The organism is Acinetobacter sp. COS3, assembly GCF_000475335.1.
Lineage (GTDB): Bacteria > Pseudomonadota > Gammaproteobacteria > Pseudomonadales > Moraxellaceae > Acinetobacter > Acinetobacter venetianus.
This window is the reverse complement of sequence record NZ_AXCD01000004.1, coordinates 62,181-79,078: the sequence shown is the minus strand read 5'-3', so window position 1 is coordinate 79,078 and position 16,898 is coordinate 62,181. Positions and strand designations below refer to the sequence as shown.

At 41.1% G+C, this 16,898-nt stretch carries 18 protein-coding genes; 2 read left to right on the top strand and 16 right to left on the bottom strand.

Annotated features, from left to right (window positions below):
• Nucleotides 1-23 precede the first annotated feature (23 nt).
• The 4 genes from IO68_RS19330 to IO68_RS19315 all read right to left on the bottom strand — a co-directional run bounded on the left by IO68_RS19330 (nucleotide 24) and on the right by IO68_RS19315 (nucleotide 4,402).
• Nucleotides 24-1,457, bottom strand: coding sequence for an amino acid permease (locus IO68_RS19330; protein ID WP_023012613.1), 1,434 nt, complete (start codon nucleotides 1,455-1,457; stop codon nucleotides 24-26).
• Between the two features lie 190 nt (nucleotides 1,458-1,647).
• Nucleotides 1,648-2,007, bottom strand: a complete 360-nt coding sequence (locus IO68_RS19325; protein ID WP_007478302.1) for a RidA family protein — start codon at nucleotides 2,005-2,007, stop codon at nucleotides 1,648-1,650.
• 10 nt (nucleotides 2,008-2,017) lie between these two features.
• Entirely contained in the window at nucleotides 2,018-3,121 is a 1,104-nt protein-coding gene (gene alr / locus IO68_RS19320; RefSeq protein ID WP_023012612.1) for an alanine racemase, read from the bottom strand.
• Nucleotides 3,122-3,145: 24 nt separating this feature from the next.
• Nucleotides 3,146-4,402: a D-amino acid dehydrogenase gene (locus tag IO68_RS19315; RefSeq protein ID WP_004882071.1), complete on the bottom strand. Its 1,257-nt coding sequence runs from the start codon at nucleotides 4,400-4,402 to the stop codon at nucleotides 3,146-3,148.
• Between the two features lie 139 nt (nucleotides 4,403-4,541).
• Here IO68_RS19315 and IO68_RS19310 point away from each other — a divergent pair, with 139 nt between their 5' ends.
• Nucleotides 4,542-5,009 carry an Lrp/AsnC ligand binding domain-containing protein gene (locus IO68_RS19310; RefSeq protein ID WP_007478297.1) on the top strand — a complete coding sequence of 156 codons (468 nt, stop codon included), beginning with the start codon at nucleotides 4,542-4,544 and terminating at the stop codon, nucleotides 5,007-5,009.
• Nucleotides 5,010-5,133: 124 nt separating this feature from the next.
• On the opposite strand, the gene IO68_RS19305 is transcribed toward IO68_RS19310, so the two are convergent.
• The 6 genes from IO68_RS19305 to IO68_RS19280 all read right to left on the bottom strand — a co-directional run bounded on the left by IO68_RS19305 (nucleotide 5,134) and on the right by IO68_RS19280 (nucleotide 9,937).
• Entirely contained in the window at nucleotides 5,134-5,502 is a 369-nt protein-coding gene (locus IO68_RS19305; RefSeq protein ID WP_007478295.1) for a ribonuclease E inhibitor RraB, read from the bottom strand.
• A gap of 126 nt (nucleotides 5,503-5,628) precedes the next feature.
• A complete protein-coding gene (locus tag IO68_RS19300; RefSeq protein WP_023012611.1) occupies nucleotides 5,629-6,111 on the bottom strand; it encodes a GNAT family N-acetyltransferase in 483 nt (160 codons plus the stop codon).
• Between the two features lie 24 nt (nucleotides 6,112-6,135).
• Nucleotides 6,136-6,801 (bottom strand): pseudouridine synthase, encoded by a 666-nt coding sequence (locus IO68_RS19295; RefSeq protein ID WP_023012610.1) that lies wholly within the window; start codon nucleotides 6,799-6,801, stop codon nucleotides 6,136-6,138.
• Between the two features lie 185 nt (nucleotides 6,802-6,986).
• A complete protein-coding gene (locus IO68_RS19290; RefSeq protein WP_023012608.1) occupies nucleotides 6,987-7,439 on the bottom strand; it encodes a hypothetical protein in 453 nt (150 codons plus the stop codon).
• 693 nt (nucleotides 7,440-8,132) lie between these two features.
• A complete protein-coding gene (locus IO68_RS19285; protein ID WP_031234666.1) occupies nucleotides 8,133-9,020 on the bottom strand; it encodes a DMT family transporter in 888 nt (295 codons plus the stop codon).
• Between the two features lie 101 nt (nucleotides 9,021-9,121).
• Entirely contained in the window at nucleotides 9,122-9,937 is an 816-nt protein-coding gene (locus tag IO68_RS19280; RefSeq protein WP_023012605.1) for a helix-turn-helix domain-containing protein, read from the bottom strand.
• A 67-nt stretch (nucleotides 9,938-10,004) separates the two neighbouring features.
• Between IO68_RS19280 and IO68_RS19275 the strand changes: the two genes are divergently transcribed.
• Nucleotides 10,005-10,364, top strand: a complete 360-nt coding sequence (locus IO68_RS19275) for a DUF962 domain-containing protein (RefSeq protein ID WP_007478285.1) — start codon at nucleotides 10,005-10,007, stop codon at nucleotides 10,362-10,364.
• 65 nt (nucleotides 10,365-10,429) lie between these two features.
• Here IO68_RS19275 and IO68_RS19270 read toward each other — a convergent pair whose 3' ends face one another.
• The 6 genes from IO68_RS19270 to prpC form a co-directional block, all read right to left on the bottom strand.
• A complete protein-coding gene (locus tag IO68_RS19270) occupies nucleotides 10,430-11,008 on the bottom strand; it encodes a DUF4126 domain-containing protein (RefSeq protein WP_023012604.1) in 579 nt (192 codons plus the stop codon).
• A 124-nt stretch (nucleotides 11,009-11,132) separates the two neighbouring features.
• A complete protein-coding gene (locus IO68_RS33520) occupies nucleotides 11,133-11,276 on the bottom strand; it encodes a zinc ribbon-containing protein (protein WP_004637424.1) in 144 nt (47 codons plus the stop codon).
• Between the two features lie 186 nt (nucleotides 11,277-11,462).
• On the bottom strand, nucleotides 11,463-12,524 hold the full coding sequence (locus tag IO68_RS19265) for a serine/threonine-protein kinase (RefSeq protein WP_023012603.1): 1,062 nt from the start codon (nucleotides 12,522-12,524) through the stop codon (nucleotides 11,463-11,465).
• 9 nt (nucleotides 12,525-12,533) lie between these two features.
• Nucleotides 12,534-12,989, bottom strand: coding sequence for a hypothetical protein (locus tag IO68_RS19260; RefSeq protein WP_023012602.1), 456 nt, complete (start codon nucleotides 12,987-12,989; stop codon nucleotides 12,534-12,536).
• A 74-nt stretch (nucleotides 12,990-13,063) separates the two neighbouring features.
• Nucleotides 13,064-15,670 (bottom strand): Fe/S-dependent 2-methylisocitrate dehydratase AcnD, encoded by a 2,607-nt coding sequence (gene acnD, locus IO68_RS19255; RefSeq protein WP_023012601.1) that lies wholly within the window; start codon nucleotides 15,668-15,670, stop codon nucleotides 13,064-13,066.
• Nucleotides 15,670-16,827, bottom strand: coding sequence for a 2-methylcitrate synthase (prpC, locus tag IO68_RS19250; RefSeq protein ID WP_007478247.1), 1,158 nt, complete (start codon nucleotides 16,825-16,827; stop codon nucleotides 15,670-15,672). The genes acnD and prpC overlap by 1 nt, the downstream gene beginning before the upstream one ends.
• Between the last annotated feature and the right edge of the window lie 71 nt (nucleotides 16,828-16,898).

Genomic DNA, 16,898 nt, shown 5'->3' with positions numbered 1-16,898 from the left:
GATGGGAGATATGCAATAGTTGGTTAAGCTAGTTCACCACGAAGTTTGCGCATACGTGGCTTATATAACAATTGATAGGTGACCGCTAAAATGACCACCCACAATGGACTGACATACAATGCTTTTAAGGTGTCAGGCTCAAGTGCCAGAATCACCAAAGCAAATAGCAAGAATGCAATCACCACATAAGACATGAACACACCGCCTGGCATCTTGAAATTTGATTGTGCATGTAATTCTGGGCGTAACTTACGATAGCGGATATAGCACACCATAATTAGACTCCACACACTGATAAATAGAATCACGCATAAAGAACTGGCTAAGGTAAATGCTTCCATCGTATTTGGGACAAAGTACTGAAGTACTGCGCCACCCATGATGAATACACATGAGAAAATCAAACCATTGGCAGGAACTGCACTTTTTGACAAACGACCAAACGCGTTCGGTGCCTGACCATCTTTAGATAAGCCAAATAACATACGACTGGTAGAGAATACACCACTGTTCATCGATGACATTACTGATGAAAGCACCACCAAGTTCATGATGATTGCAGACGTCACAATACCTGCATTCATGAACAACTCTACAAATGGGCTTTTATCTGGGCTAATGCTATTCCACGGTGTAACCGCCATCACCACAAGCAATGCCAGCACATAGAATAAAATGATACGAATCGGAATGGCATTGATCGCTTTTGGAAGGTTTTTGTGCGGGTCTTTGGTTTCTGCCGCTGTTGTTCCAATTAACTCCACCCCGACAAAGGCAAATACGGCGATCTGGAAACCTGCCAAGAAGCCTTCAGCACCTTTCGGGAACATCCCGCCATGCGCCCAAATATTGCTGAGTGATGCCACTGTGCCATGAGGTGCGGTAAAGTGACTGAAAATCATGTAACCACCAATCGCAATCAAACCAATAATCGCGAGGATTTTAATCAGTGCAAACCAAAATTCGACTTCACCAAACAATTTGACTGTAAGTAAATTGAGGGCCAATACAAACAATACGCAGCCCGCGCTAATCGCCGCCTGCCCTATCGGGGTAAAGGTTGTGCCGTCAGGTAACCAAAAACCGAGATAGTTAATCACTGCGGCTAAGTCAGCAATACCAACCAGCACCCAACCGAGCCAATACGTCCAACCTAAATAATAGCCAGCCCAAGGCCCGATTAAATCATGCGCCATATCTACGAAAGATTTGTACTGTAAATTTGCCAGTAACAACTCACCGAGAGCACGCATTAAAAAGAAAAACATGCCGCCAATAATCATGTAAATAAACAAGATGGATGGCCCTGCGAGGGAGATGGTTTTGCCAGATCCCATAAAGAGACCTGTACCAATCGCGCCGCCGATCGCAATCAATTGCAAATGGCGATTGGATAATTTCCGTTGTAAGTCTTGAGGTGCTTGTTCACCTTCTGACTGATTATGAATAACCGTCATAACAAAAGTTCCTTTTACTACTTCCTAAATGGATTGGCTGCTTATTTATGCGCTATTCCCAGCTGTCTTTTAAAATAACCAATCCATTCTGTTTGCAAGAAAATACGTATCTGACTTAGTTTTAGCTATAGCAAATACGTTATTTTTCTTCTTTTTTAATATTCTTTAAGCAAAAATAAGGCTGACTGCCTTATTTTTGTGCTGCAACAACTGCAATTTCAATTAACCATTTCGGATTGACTAAATCCGCTTGAATGGTCGCGCGCGAGGGAGCGACACAACCTTTTAACCAATCAACCCATATCGTATTCACCGTTTGGAAATCCGATAAATCTTTGATAAAGAGTTGTGCTGACAATAAACGAGATTTATCTGTATTTGCCGATGCCAATAACGTATCAATGGTCGCAAGCACTTCGCGCGTTTGACCTTCGATATCAAGATCTGCATTTTTGGGTACTTGTCCAGATAAATACACCACCTTGTTAAATACCGTTACGGCACTCATCACTTCATTGGTATTTATCTTTTGGATATCTGAATGAGACACTGTTCTTTCCTTATTGCTGATTTATAAATGAAACGCGCGCAGTAACTCCACACATCAGTTCATAACCGACTGTGCCCGAAGCCGCTGCTACATCATCAATGGATAAAATTGTTCCTGTGTGGGATTTACCCCAAAGCACCACTTCACTGCCGACTTCAGCATCCTCAACTGGCGTCAAATCAACTGCCAACATATCCATGCTGACACGACCAATGGTTCGCGTCCGAATCCCATTGACCAACACAGGTGTTCCAGTCGGTGAAATACGCTGATAACCATCGGCATAACCACATGCCACGATGCCAATCTTCATTGCTCGTTCAGCGACGAAGCTTGAGCCATAACCCACGCTTTCTTTCGGATTGAGATGCTGCACCGCAATTAACTCACTACGTAAGCTCATAGTCGGCGCAAGTCCCCAATCTTGGATGCTATGTTTGGGAAAGTCAGGAGAGCTGCCGTACAGCATGATGCCTGCACGTACATAATTGGACTGAAGTTGATCTTGGTATCGTAGGATCGCAGCACTATTACTGACGGATCTTTCACCCGGAAGATATTGAATTGCAGCTTCAAATTCTTTGATTTGATAATCTATGCCGACATGCCCAAACCGCTCACCGTCTGCATCAGAGAAATGCATCATATGGGTGATTTTGCCCACATTTGGGAGGCTATTTAGGTGTTGCCAAACTTTACGATACTGCTGTGGTTTAAAGCCTAAACGGTTCATTCCACTGTTCATTTTGAGAAAAATATCAAACTGGGCAGGATAAATGTGCTGCTGCAACCATTCGATTTGTTGCTCATTGTGAATGGTGAAACTAAGCTGATATTGAGCACAATCAAACAAGTCTTGAGGAGAAAAAATACCCTCAAGCAGTAAAATTGGACCTGTCCATCCTAAAGCGCGTAAGCGTTTGCCCTCTTCAATATCGAGTAAGGCAAAACCATCTGCACTTTTAAATGACGAATAAACACGCTCAATTCCATGCCCATAGGCATTGGCTTTGACCACAGCAAAAACCTTACTGTTCGGCACGGACTGTCGAACAACGGCAAGATTCTGTGTTAATGCTTGCTGATGAATCACAGCAGTAATTGGACGAGGCATAATGAACTTCCTTGTACTTCGTTACTATGCCGCGTGTGAATAACGCTGAATCGATAAACCATCTGTACTGATGTCGGTACGATGATTTAACACAAGGTCACTGATCAGTTTTCCAGATCCGCATGCCATCGTCCAACCCAAAGTTCCATGTCCTGTGTTGAGGAATAGATTCTTATACTGTGTTGCTCCGATGATTGGTGTGCTGTCAGGGGTCATTGGACGAAGACCTGTCCAGAAAGATGCTTGTTTCAAGTCACCGCCTGGGAATAAATCTTGCGTCACCATTTCCAATGTTGCACGGCGATCTTGATTGAGACCTAAATTAAAACCACTTAATTCAGCCATACCACCCACACGGATCCGCTGATCAAAACGAGTAATCGCAACCTTATAAGTTTCATCGAGTACCGTAGATTGTGGTGCAAATTTCGGCTCAACAATTGGAATCGTGAGTGAATAACCTTTCACTGGATAAACTGGCAGATTTAACTCTAACGGTTTTAAGAAATCACGCGAGTAACTACCAAATGCCAAAACAAAACGATCAGCGGTTAAAACGGCTCCATCGACCATAACGCCTTTGATCTCATCACCTTCAACGATCAGTTTTTCAACGTTTTGATCAAACTTGAACTCAACACCTAGGTCTTGCGCTAGTTTTGCCAACGCATTGGTAAACAGAAAGCAGTCGCCTGTTTCGTCATTGGGTAAGTGTAAGCCACCCACCAAATGATCGTTATGTGCCAATGCAGGCTCAACTGACCCGAGTTGTTGTGCATTTAATAAATCAAAATCAACGCCACACTCTTTGAGTACTTGAATGTCGCGCTGTACAGCTTCAAGTTGGGCTTCATTACGGAAAATCTGTAGTGTTCCTTTAGCGCGATTTTCGTAGTTAATACCTGTTTGTTCTCTTAAATCACGTAAACAATCACGACTGTATTCCGCCACACGCATCATGCGCTCTTTATTCACCGCATAACTTTGTGGGTTACAGTTTTTCAGCATCTGTGCCATCCACTGAAGCTGCCACATACTGCCATCAATATTAATTGCCAACGGTGCGTGATGTTGGAACATCCATTTAACTGCTTTAAATGGAATACCAGGAGCAGCCCACGGCGTTGAATATCCTGGGGAGATTTGTCCTGCATTACCAAAGCTAGTTTCTTTGGCAGGGCCAGATTGACGGTCAAGTACAGTCACTTGAGCACCTTGTTGCGCTAGGTAGTAAGCACTTGCTACACCAATGACACCACTTCCTAAAACGATTACGCGCATAACAGATCCCTCACGCACACACTAGTTTATTTAACTAGTATATTTTTGGATCAATAGTTTATTTGACTGTTTTTATGCTTATAATCTAGGTAATTCATATTTTTTGTCATGCAAAAATTAAAATAAAAGGGAATAATCTATGCGTAAATTAGACCGTATTGATCGCCTGATTTTAGATATTCTGCAACGCGAAGGACGGATCGCGATTAGTGAACTGGCTTCTCGTGTCAACTTATCGACCACACCTTGTTCAGAACGTGTTAAACGCTTAGAACGCGAAGGTATCATCATGGGCTATTACGCTCGTCTGAACCCAGAGCTGGTCGATCGTAATCTACTAGTGTTTCTTGAGATCAAACTTTCCGCAAAATCTGGTGATGTATTTGATCAAGTGGCTCGAGATTTAGTCGATATTCCAGAAGTATTGGAATGCCATTTGATTTCGGGTGAGTTTGACTATCTTGTCAAAGCAAGACTCAAAGAAATGAGCGCCTATCGCCGACTGTTAGGTGATTTATTAAAGAAACTACCTGCTTCAGCCTCATCACATAGTTATGTGGTGATGGAAGAAGTGAAAGAAAGCTTATATCTCGATATGGGTGTATAAATGATTTAAAGCGCTTGAGGACGAATGATCCTGTTATTGAAATAAAAGCTTAGAGGAGATCCTTAAATCAAGAATCTCCAAATGATGACGAGCGAACTGATATTTTTAATCATTCAGGCTGCTGCTATTCATCTTCTTCATCATAGATATAGCTCATACAACCCCAGCCATCGTATTCACCACCAAACTCTTGAGCGATACGGGTCATCCATTCTTCTAGATCTTCAATATCTTCATATTCTAGGATCATGTTGACATGGATATTCAGCACCCATAAATCAGAACCATCGGAATGAAGCTCCTCTTGATACAAGGAGATTTTTTGCTCTTGGTGTAATAAGTGCAATGCACACTTTTCCACTTGTTCTTGTTTTGCAAAGACAACCGAAAACTCAACTTCATGCGGTTCGCTCAGGTCATTGCCATCTTCAACCATTTGCCAGAGTACATTGCCATTATCGTTATCAGGGAATTGATCGTAGTCGCGTGTCATATGAGTATCCTTTGTTATGTTTTGGATTTGATTGTTTGGCTATAGATTAACCTATTTTTATGTCAGTTTTTAGACCTATCGATATCATTATTGTAGTTAAAAAATAATCAAAATTGCCTTATAGAATCACTCAGCTTGACTGAGTTGGATCATCAGTACCACTTGATCTAGACAACGAATACCATGTTCATAGATTGCTTCTGGATAATCTTTAAAAACATCGACCTCAATGTGCGACATTCGGAAACCACATTTTTGATAGAGTGCCAACTGATCTAAGCTAGAATTGCCTGTTTTAACGATAATAGATACTGTTGATCGTTGCTTGGCATATACAATCGCATGTTGAATGAGCGCCTTAGCAATTCTTTGCCCCTGAAAAGCATCCGCTACTGTTAAGTTTTTAATCTCAGCTTGATCATGATTTTCGAGCAAACATAGCTGCGCGATACATTCATTTTCGGCATTACACACGACAAAAATCTTCGCATCAAAAAGATATGTTGAGATGTGCTCCCAACTGGGATCAGCTTCTAATAAAAGTGCTTTCAATTGCGCTTGTTGTTCAGCAGTTAAATCTGTCCAATGCGTTTGCTGAATTGCCTGCATAGTATTTTCCATTTCTTCTCAATACTAAAATGGCACATCAGAGCGGATTTCTATCGCCTGCATGTTCAAGGGATGTTGAAATGCGAGATAGGCTGCATGTAATGCCATCCGTTTTAAATGAAATTTGGTAGGTTCAGGATGATAAAGTTTATCGCCCATAATCGAATGACCTATATGCATCATATGCACGCGGAGCTGATGCGAGCGACCTGTCACAGGCTCTAAACGCACGCGACTTTGATCCGTTGCAGCATCATAATCCATCAACTGAAATAAGGTTTTGGCAGATTTCCCTAACTCAAAATGCACCATCTGACGTGGACGATTTTCCCAATCCGTGATCAATGGGACTTCTACACTCCCTTCTGCCTGAATTTGTCCTTGAACCAGTGCAACATAGTATTTTTTGACTGTCCGCGCTTGGAACATTTTACTGACCGCGACTTCGGCTTCTCGATGCTTGGCGAACATCAACAAACCAGAGGTCGCCATATCTAAACGGTGCGTCACTTTGGCAGCTGGATATTTTTCCAAAACGCGTAAATAAGCACTGTCCTGATGCTCTGGCAATCGCCCCATCACCGACAATAAACCTGCGGGCTTATTGACCACCACTAAATCATCATCTTCATACAAGATCTCTAAAGGTTCTTGCGGTGGCATATAGATAAAATTGTCATTTAATGGCATGGGATATAAAACAGATTCAAAAAAGCCAAATGATTATAGCGGCTTATCTTGGGAATTTAACCATCCCGCTCGATAGAACAACCAAACCATTCGGCTACAATGATTTTTTATTTTTAGCAGGTGTGATGAATAAAGAATCTTTGATCTCATTTATTCATCTGGTTTCATGATTTGTTATTGATTCATTAAGAAGCCGACTTCATTGGCTTGCTTAAATTTTCACGATATAGCGTTTCTAGTTCCGCTATTTCACCATTCATAAATGCAAGCAGATATTCTTTGGCACGACTTTGCGTTAAATGTTTAAACGAAATACTGTCTTTTGTTTTCCGTGTCAGCAACCCAAAAACATCCTTTTTTGCAATTAAAACAGGAATATTACTTTCTAGTTTAAATTCTAAATGCTGTGTTTTGGCAAAAGCATCCAAGATGATTCGAATGGTTTGTCCTGAACGTTCATCTGTAACGATAAAACTGGTACTTGCCCCGTCTAATTGCAACTGACGTACCAACTGCTGTCGCCAAGCAACCTCATCAAATTTTTTCAAAATCGTTTCAATATCAAATGCGCCCAAATGATCAGCATCATTGCGGCCTGTTTGGTGCGGATAACGTATTTTTAGATCGAATTCATTCATTATTTTTCTGACCTATTCCAGTATGATCATCTTTTGATTTTAACTTTAGGCAAATTATATCATTTTGTTTTTTAATATAAAAACAGCGACTTATATTCAAAATTAGAAGATTTAACGATTTATTTCACATTCGATTTTAGTTTTCTTGATCTAGTTTTTATTATTTATATCTGATTGGTCATATTCTGTTGAGATTAAATTTTTTAGGGTATCAAGGGAAAACAGAGGTTGTTTACTTCAACACCTATGACTTTGTAAGCCATAACCTTTGCCTATAAACTTTTGATCTATAGCGTCCTAAGCCGAATCGAGACCTTTTGGGTAAGTACACACTTGCTTTGTAAGCGTCGGTGCATGCTACTCTTTTCGATCCCTTTCACACCCTTGCGATATAGTTTAGGGGGAAGCTGATGGGATTGTTTTCCTAAAAAATGGTATTTTTAGCCAATAATAAAATAATTTTGCATATCTATATTTATAATCCGAATTTTTTCCCATACTTCACAAATTAATCATATAAAAATTCTAATCAAAGCATATTTAATCGAAATTTTAATCATAAATCAGCTGAGGAAACGCCACATTTTCGAGATAAACTGAAAAATCATGCTCAAATTCATATTGCCCTGAATACGCTAAAGCAATCTTTCCTGTCCAATCAATATTTTCAACTCTTGTTGATGCATCACTCAACTATGCCCAAATCACCATAATCGCAGCCACAATCACCAACCACAAACCCAAATGATCTGTTTTCGCCAATTTTTCTTTAAAGAAAAAGGCAGAAATTAACAGGCTAAATAAAATTTCGACCTGACCAAGCGTTTTCACAATCGCAACCGTCTGCATACTCATCGCACTGAACCACCCCACCGACGCGAGAAAGCTACATACGCTGACTTTAAAGACCAAGCCGAGGCGTTGCCACATTCGATAAAGCGTTTCACGGCTGAAAATTCCCAAATACAGCAACATGATGATGCATTGAAAACTGATCAAACAGCATAATACCCACGCTGCACGATGCAGAAATGGCAACATAGTCAGCTCTAAACTGGCTTCACGTACCAATAATGAAGTGATCGCAAAACATAGACCACTACCCAAACCGATCATTAAGGTTTTCACTGAAAGTTCAGTATGTTGACGACCTTTACTTAATAGAAAGACTGCAACCGCACCGATCAGAACCCCCACCCAGCCCCATGTCGTGAGATGTTCATGTAAAAAGATTACCCCGACGATTGCCGCTAAAATTGCTTCACTTTTGGCAAGTCCAACACCAATAGCATAGTTTTTTTGTTGAAATAACATCACCATCAAAGCAGTCGCAAAGATCTGACTCACACCAGCAATGACAATGTAAAACCAAAACTTATCTGAGAAATGAACCGCTGCCGTGACAGGTTTTTGCATATACAGGAAAGCCAGATAACTAAAGGCAAAAAGCGGTGAAAATAGAAAGCGCGCCAGCGTTGTGCCATAAGCATCCACTGAAGTGCTGAGTTGTTTTTGAAATGCGTTACGCCAAGCCTGCATAAATGCAGCCATGATAGTGAATAGAATCCAAGTAAAAGCCATAAACGCTAACGCACGATCAAAATGTGAATGTAATTTACTCGTTTCCTCATTATTTTTCGAGTCTTAGTTGGAATAACCCGCGTATTTATAAGCTATTAAATTTATTTTGAAGTAGAAAAATCGCTGATAAAAATGGTATTGGCTTTCAGCATAGACGGTGCAAAATCAACCATACGGCGCAAAGTTCGAGTGAAATGCGCCTGATCCGAAAAGCCTGACTCCATTGCAATCTCAATCAAACTTTTACCTTGCATCCACAACTTGATTGCATAGCGTATGCGGAGCCACAAAATATATTGCCGCATCGACAAGCCCAATTGCTCACTAAATAAATGCATCAATCGTGACTCAGACAATCCGACCTGCGCTGCAACTTCTGCAATGGTTGGGATATGTTGCGGCACACACTGCTTGATGTAGTCACAAGCGTGCAAGATGCGTTGATCCCACGGTAAACAAGCAAGAGGCTTGGGATTTAAAACAACTAAAATATCTGAGACCAATTGTTTTACTTGCTCTAGGCTGAGCTGCCCTAGCATGAGTTGCTGAAAGCGTTGTTGAAATAACCCAAGTGCGGATGCTGCTAAGGAGCAAAATGCATTCCCATTCAATAATGGATGTAGATAAGCATACAGTGCATGATCAGGATCAATCAAAATCGCAATATAAGGCTGATTTTCTGAATCGGTGCTGTGCGGCAGATTAGATGCCATCACCACAACCTCATGATAACTGCGGGGCTGCTCATCCACTGTGATTGCAAATGGTGAACCACAGCTAATTTGTAGCAATGCAGGGAAATGCGCATGTGCTTTATTCAAATGTTCTTGAGTCACATAAATAATCACACCATCCCAAGCATAGACCAAATTTTTGCTCTGCTTCGCTGAATCAGATTCCTTTTGTTGAGATAGCATATTCGTTCAAGACCATTTTGGGTGGAATGTTCAAAATAAATACGACTTAAACGAATGGAGCAGTCGTATGTCTCACAATACTCAAGAACTGATGAAAAACAATACTGAGCAGATGGAAGCCAGTGATGTTCGTTATAAAACCCTAGCTGAATTTTATCCTTTTTATCTTTCGCAACATGAAAATGCGACTTGTCGTCGTCTGCATTTCGTGGGAACAAGCTGCGTGATTGGTATTGCTGCTGCATCTGTTGTGACTGGAAATGCCAAATTACTTTGGGCTTTACCTGTGGTCGGATATGGCTTTGCGTGGGTCGGTCATTTCTTTTATGAGCATAATAAACCTGCGACCTTTAAGCAGCCGTTTTTTAGCCTTGCTTGCGATTTTATTATGTATAAAGACATTTTATTAAAACGTGTGAAGTGGTGATAAAACGTGGAAACTTTCACTCGAAAATACAGTTTAAGTTTCCGTAATCTTCTTGTCTTTCAATTTTATGATGTTGAATGACCCATTTGTTCCTGCTTTTTAGCACGTACCCAACGTATCACTACAATCACAAGAATAATCACCAAAACCGTAATCACCACAGGCATCACAAATGCCAAGATTGATAAGACAATTGACCCAATCAACTCACCTGTTGCCACCACAAAATTGCCTAATCCGCCAGTGGTTGCAGTTGAAACACCTCGTGCAGCGACCGTACTCATTTGCACCACACCTGCTGTTCCACCACCGACAATCAGTGCCGCTGCCCAAGTCGCAAACTGGGACATTTCTCCACTACTGACTGCCATCGTACTGAGTGTACCTGCCACTACAGCAGCAGGTGTGGCAATGGTATCTAAGAGATTATCCACCCATGGCACATAGTAAGCGGCAATTTCACAGATCGTCGCAAAACCTAAAGCCATACAGACTGAAGGCAATGCTAACCATTCAAAACCTTGTGCGGGTTCATACCATCCCATCAGTGTTGCAATACTCATCGCCAATAATGGAACAAACACACGAAAACCACAGGCTGCACTTAATCCTACGCCGATACAGAGTCCTAATATTGTTTCCATATGGTTTTCCTTATTTAAAGGTTTACGGTCTTTATTGTTATTTCATATTTTAAAGTAACAAAAAAGCCCTATCGAGTGACAGGGCTTTCATCAAAACAGTGGGTAACTGTTTGGTGTTTGCGGCTTAGGCATTCTTACTGTTGAATTGATTGCCAAGGCATTTGGTACACGGAGGTAAACGATCAGTACCAATTTCTAAATAGGTGCGGTGTCCGCATTGAACACAAAAATAGAAGCCAGTTCCAGGTTTTTCGCCAGCAGTTACCATCTTTGTTCTCCATAGATTTTAGAAATGGTATATATACTATAGCGTGATAGTTTTGATTATTTATTGACCTTTCTGACAAATGGTAGTGTCGGAAAGGTTAAGAGTGATCGACAACATCTTTATCAAATTCGGTCACGTGCATCATTGAGGTAAACTCATCAATTACTTTTAATAATAAGAGTTTTATTAAATATTTCCTAAAACAACATCTTGCATAAATTTACTCTTTGTTTTTTCAAGTTTATTTAAATCTCTACACTTTACGATTCTACTTTGCATTTTAGTTGTCCTGCCATTTGCTGATGTCTTTAAAGGTACAAATTCGAAGTATCCATTCTTCTTTATTTGTTGATAAGTATATATATTATTATTTAAGTGACCCACTTCTTCCCCAGTGCTATTAATAGTCCAAAAACCAAACAAAGAGATTTTCTCTAAATCCTTTCGCATTTCCAAAGCTGTTTGATACCTTTGTTTTGGATCAACATGACTAGCCTTCAAAACAATTTTCTTCAAATTAGAAGGAACAAATGGTAAAAATTCACTATGAGTTAATAAATCTCCTGTTATTTTTGATTGATTAAACTCATCCTCACCTAATTTAGCACGAATATCTTTAATATTCCCTATACCATTGATTATTCTATAAAAAGTCAAACCAAGCTGATAAATATCAGTTTGAACGGAAATATTTTGTGTAATTAATGTTTCAGGAGCAGCGTGAAGACGATATGAGTTAGGAGATTGTATAGGCTGTAAATTTTTTGTTTGTATCGAGATCCCATAGTCAGTTAGTAGCGCACTTTTAGTGTTAGAAATAATAATATTTGAAGGTTTAATATCATTATGAAAAATATCTTTTTCATGAAGATACTCCAACCCTTTCAATACATCGATTATAATTTTAGTAGCTCGTTTAATTTCAACATAATGTGCTGAATTTAGTTCGTCTTCTACAGAGCCGGGATGTAAATCCATGGCTATTACGACTAAATTCAAACCATTATGCTCTATCACATCTGCATAATGGACATGCACAACATTTTGATGTGTCACACAATGACCATACTTTGCTTCTTGTAAATGTTTAAAAACAGGTTCGTTTGTATCATCAAGAATTTTAACAGCAACATTTTTATCTAACGTATGATCTTTAGCAACCCAAACTTGACCAAAATTTCCACCACCAATTCTATCAACTAGCTCATATTTATAAAGTTTATCACCAACATCCAGCATCCCAAGCATATTCTTTTCCTATTGAAATCCAATATTGGCAACACAAATTGCATCAGCAATTTGTTCATCCCATTTTTTTGATGTAACTCCACATAATGATTCTGCTCTAGTTTTAACATCAACTCTTTTAACACCAATTTGCTTATAAAGCTTTGTACTAACTTGCTTTTTAAACTTTTTAGCATTTAGAAGAAGAATAGAATCAAAATAATTAGTTGTGCGTTTTGCTGTAGTATCTGAATTAGTGAATTCAGGTGATTTAATCATTGCCTTTACAATATCTGGATTTTGCCGAAATATTCGCTCTATTTCCTCATTCATCCATTCAATCTGATCTGCTACATTTGAAATATTTGCAGGTATTTTTATTTCATTTTCTGTATCTAAATTAATGCACTTAATTTCTTGAGCACTTTGTTCCAAGATTGCAAACCTAATACTTTTAGTTCCAGATCTAAAACCAATTATTTTCATATATATTTATTCAAATTAAAAAGACTCTATTGAAAATAGAGTCTTTTTTTATAATTTCAAGACTTAATAATATTTTAAGCCACTTGACCTTCTAAAAAGTCTTGTGCAAAACGCTGTAATACCCCACCCGCTTCATATACAGAAACTTCTTCTTCTGTATCTAAACGGCAAGTCACAGGCACTTCAAGAATTTCTTCTTTACCATCAGCAGTTGAACGCTCAATCACTAAAGTCAAAGTCGAACGCGGTGAGATATTACCAATCACGCTATAAAGCTCAGTACCATCTAAACCTAATGTTTTACGATTCACACCTGGTTTAAACTCAAGCGGTAACACGCCCATACCCACTAGGTTAGTACGGTGAATACGCTCAAAACCTTCAGCCACAATTGCTTCAACACCAGCAAGACGAACACCTTTCGCCGCCCAGTCACGACTTGAACCCTGACCATAATCCGCACCCGCCACAATGATCAACGGTTGCTTACGGTTCATATAGGTTTCAATCGCTTCCCACATCCGCATCACTTCGCCTTCTGGCTCGACACGCGCTTTTGAACCCTGCTTAATGGTACCGTCTGAACGAACCACCATTTCATTAAACAGTTTCGGGTTAGCAAAGGTTGCACGTTGTGCCGTCAAATGGTCACCACGATGGGTTGCGTATGAGTTGAAGTCTTCTTCAGGTACGCCCATTTTGTGTAGGTATTCACCCGCAGCCGAATCCATCAGAATCGCATTCGATGGTGACAAGTGATCGGTGGTAATGTTGTCACCCAAGATTGCCAACGGACGCATATTGGCTAAAGTACGTGGTGCAGCCAACGCCCCTTCCCAATAGGGTGGACGGCGGATGTAAGTACTTTGCGGACGCCAGTCGTAAAGTGGGCTTTCCGCTTGTTCAAATTCACCGAGGTCAAACATTGGAATGTAGACTTTACGGAATTGTTCAGGCTTCACCGCTTCTTTGACCAACGCGTCAATTTCAGCATCAGATGGCCAGATGTCTTTAAGGTAAATCGGGTTACCGTCTTTGTCTGTACCCAGTGCATCTTTTTCGATGTCAAAACGAATCGTACCTGCAATTGCATACGCTACGACAAGCGGAGGCGATGCCAAGAACGCTTGTTTTGCATAAGGATGGATACGACCATCGAAATTACGGTTACCCGAAAGTACCGCTGTCGCATACAAATCACGGTCAATGATTTCTTGTTGAATCACTGGATCAAGTGCACCTGACATACCGTTACAGGTTGTACATGCATACGCCACGATACCAAAACCAAGTTTCTCTAGGTCTTTGAGTACGCCAGCTTCTTCAAGATAAAGTGCAGCCGCTTTAGAACCCGGTGCAAATGATGATTTCACCCAAGGTTTACGCACTAAGCCAAGTTCATTGGCCTTACGTGCTAATAGACCTGCTGCCACTGTGTTACGTGGGTTTGAGGTATTGGTACAAGACGTGATCGCGGCAATGATGATCGCGCCATCAGGCATTAAACCATCCGTACGGTTTTCAACCACACCTGCAATACCTTTCTCTTTCAAGTCAGCCGTCGATACGCGTGCATGTGGGTTTGATGGCCCTGCAATGTTACGAGTGACTGTTGAAAGATCGAAACGCAGTACGCGTGGGTACTGCGCTTTGGTCATATCCGATGCCCAAAGACCGATTTCTTTTGCATATTGTTCAACCAATGCCACTTGTGCATCTTCACGACCTGTCAGGCGTAAATAATCAATGGTGTTTTGGTCGATGTAGAACATTGCCGCAGTTGCGCCATATTCAGGTGTCATGTTCGAAATCGTGGCACGGTCGCCCACAGACATGCTGTCAGCACCTTCACCAAAGAACTCGAGATAGCCACCCACCACACGCTCTTTACGCAAGAACTCAGTCAATGCAAGAACGATATCGGTTGCAGTAATGCCTGCTTGACGCTGACCAACAAACTCAACCCCAATAATGTCAGGAAGACGCATCCAAGATGCACGACCCAACATTACATTTTCAGCTTCTAAACCACCCACACCCACTGAGATCACACCAAGTGCATCCGTATGTGGTGTATGTGAATCTGTACCTACGCATGTGTCTGGGAATGCTAAGCCATCACGATTTTGAATCACTGGAGACATTTTCTCCAAGTTGATCTGGTGCATGATGCCGTTACCCGCAGGGATTACGTCGACATTTTTAAATGCGGTTTTCGTCCACTCGATAAAGTGGAAGCGGTCTTCGTTACGACGATCTTCTACTGCACGGTTTTTCTCAAACGCGTCAGGATCAAAGCCGCCATATTCCACTGCCAAAGAGTGATCCACGATCAACTGTGTCGGAACTACTGGGTTCACTTTAGAAGGATCGCCACCTTTGTCAGCAATCGCATCACGTAAACCAGCTAGGTCGACGAGCGCTGTTTGACCTAAGATGTCATGACATACCACACGTGCAGGATACCAAGGAAAATCCATATCCTGACGACGTTCAATCAATTGCTTTAAATAATCAGTTAAGTTTTCTGCATCAGCTTTACGTACAAGCTGCTCTGCCAACACTTTAGAGGTGTATGGCAAGGTCTCGTATGCGCCTGGCTGAATATCTTCAACGGCTTGACGCACGTCATAGTATTCGAGCTGGGTACCTGCCAGCGGTTTACGGTATTGATTTGACATTAACCACGCTCCGCCAATGGTTTGAATTCTAAGTTTTCAGGGCCAGTATAGTTCGCGCTTGGACGAATGATCTTGCCGTCTTGACGTTGTTCAATCACGTGCGCTGACCAACCTGCTGTACGTGCAATCACGAATAATGGTGTAAACATAGCTGTTGGAACACCCATTAAGTGATAGCTCACCGCACTGAACCAGTCGAGGTTCGGGAACATGTTCTTCACTTCTTTCATCACTGCTTCTAAACGCTCAGCGATCAGATACATCTTGGTATTTTCTTGTGCTTCAGCAAGTTCACGCGCCACTTTCTTGATCACTTCGTTACGTGGATCAGAAACGGTATAGACAGGATGACCAAAACCGATCACAACTTCTTTTTTCTCTACACGGCTACGGATGTCTGCTTCTGCTTCGTCTGCGTTGTCATAACGTTGTTGAATCACGAATGCAACTTCGTTAGCACCACCATGTTTTGGACCACGCAACGCACCAATACCACCTGTAATTGCTGAGTACATGTCTGAACCTGTACCTGCAACAACACGTGAAGTAAATGTAGAAGCGTTGAATTCATGTTCTGCATACAGAATCAAAGAGGTATGCATCGCTTGAATCCATTCTTCAGATGGCGCTTCGCCATGAAGTAAATGGAGGAAATGCGCAGCGATTGAGTCATCATTGGTTTCCACTTCGATACGACGACCGTTATTGCTGAAGTGATACCAATACAACAACATTGAACCCAAGCTTGCCATTAATTTGTCAGCGATGTCTTTTGCGCCTGCTTCATTGTGGTCTTCATGTTCAGGTGTTAAACAACCGAGAACTGATACACCTGTACGCATGACGTCCATTGGGTGTGCAGATGGAGGTAACTGCTCAAGTGCAGTTTTTAATGCTGCTGGTAAGCCACGAAGTGCTTTAAGTTTTGCTTTATACGCTTTCAACTCAGCTTTGTTTGGCAGTTTGCCATGTACAAGCAAATGTGCAACTTCTTCAAATTCACTACCCACTGCAAGGTCAAGAATATCGTAACCACGGTAGTGCAAGTCATTACCACTACGACCTACGGTACAAAGTGCTGTATTACCTGCAACTTGACCACTTAATGCAACTGATTTTTTTGGCTTGAAGCCTGTTGGAGTTTCATTACTGCTCATAAGATTGTCCTTTTCTGTTCTTTCTATGTGAATTATGAGTTCTAAAATCCCTCCCTAGCCCTCCCTTTCCA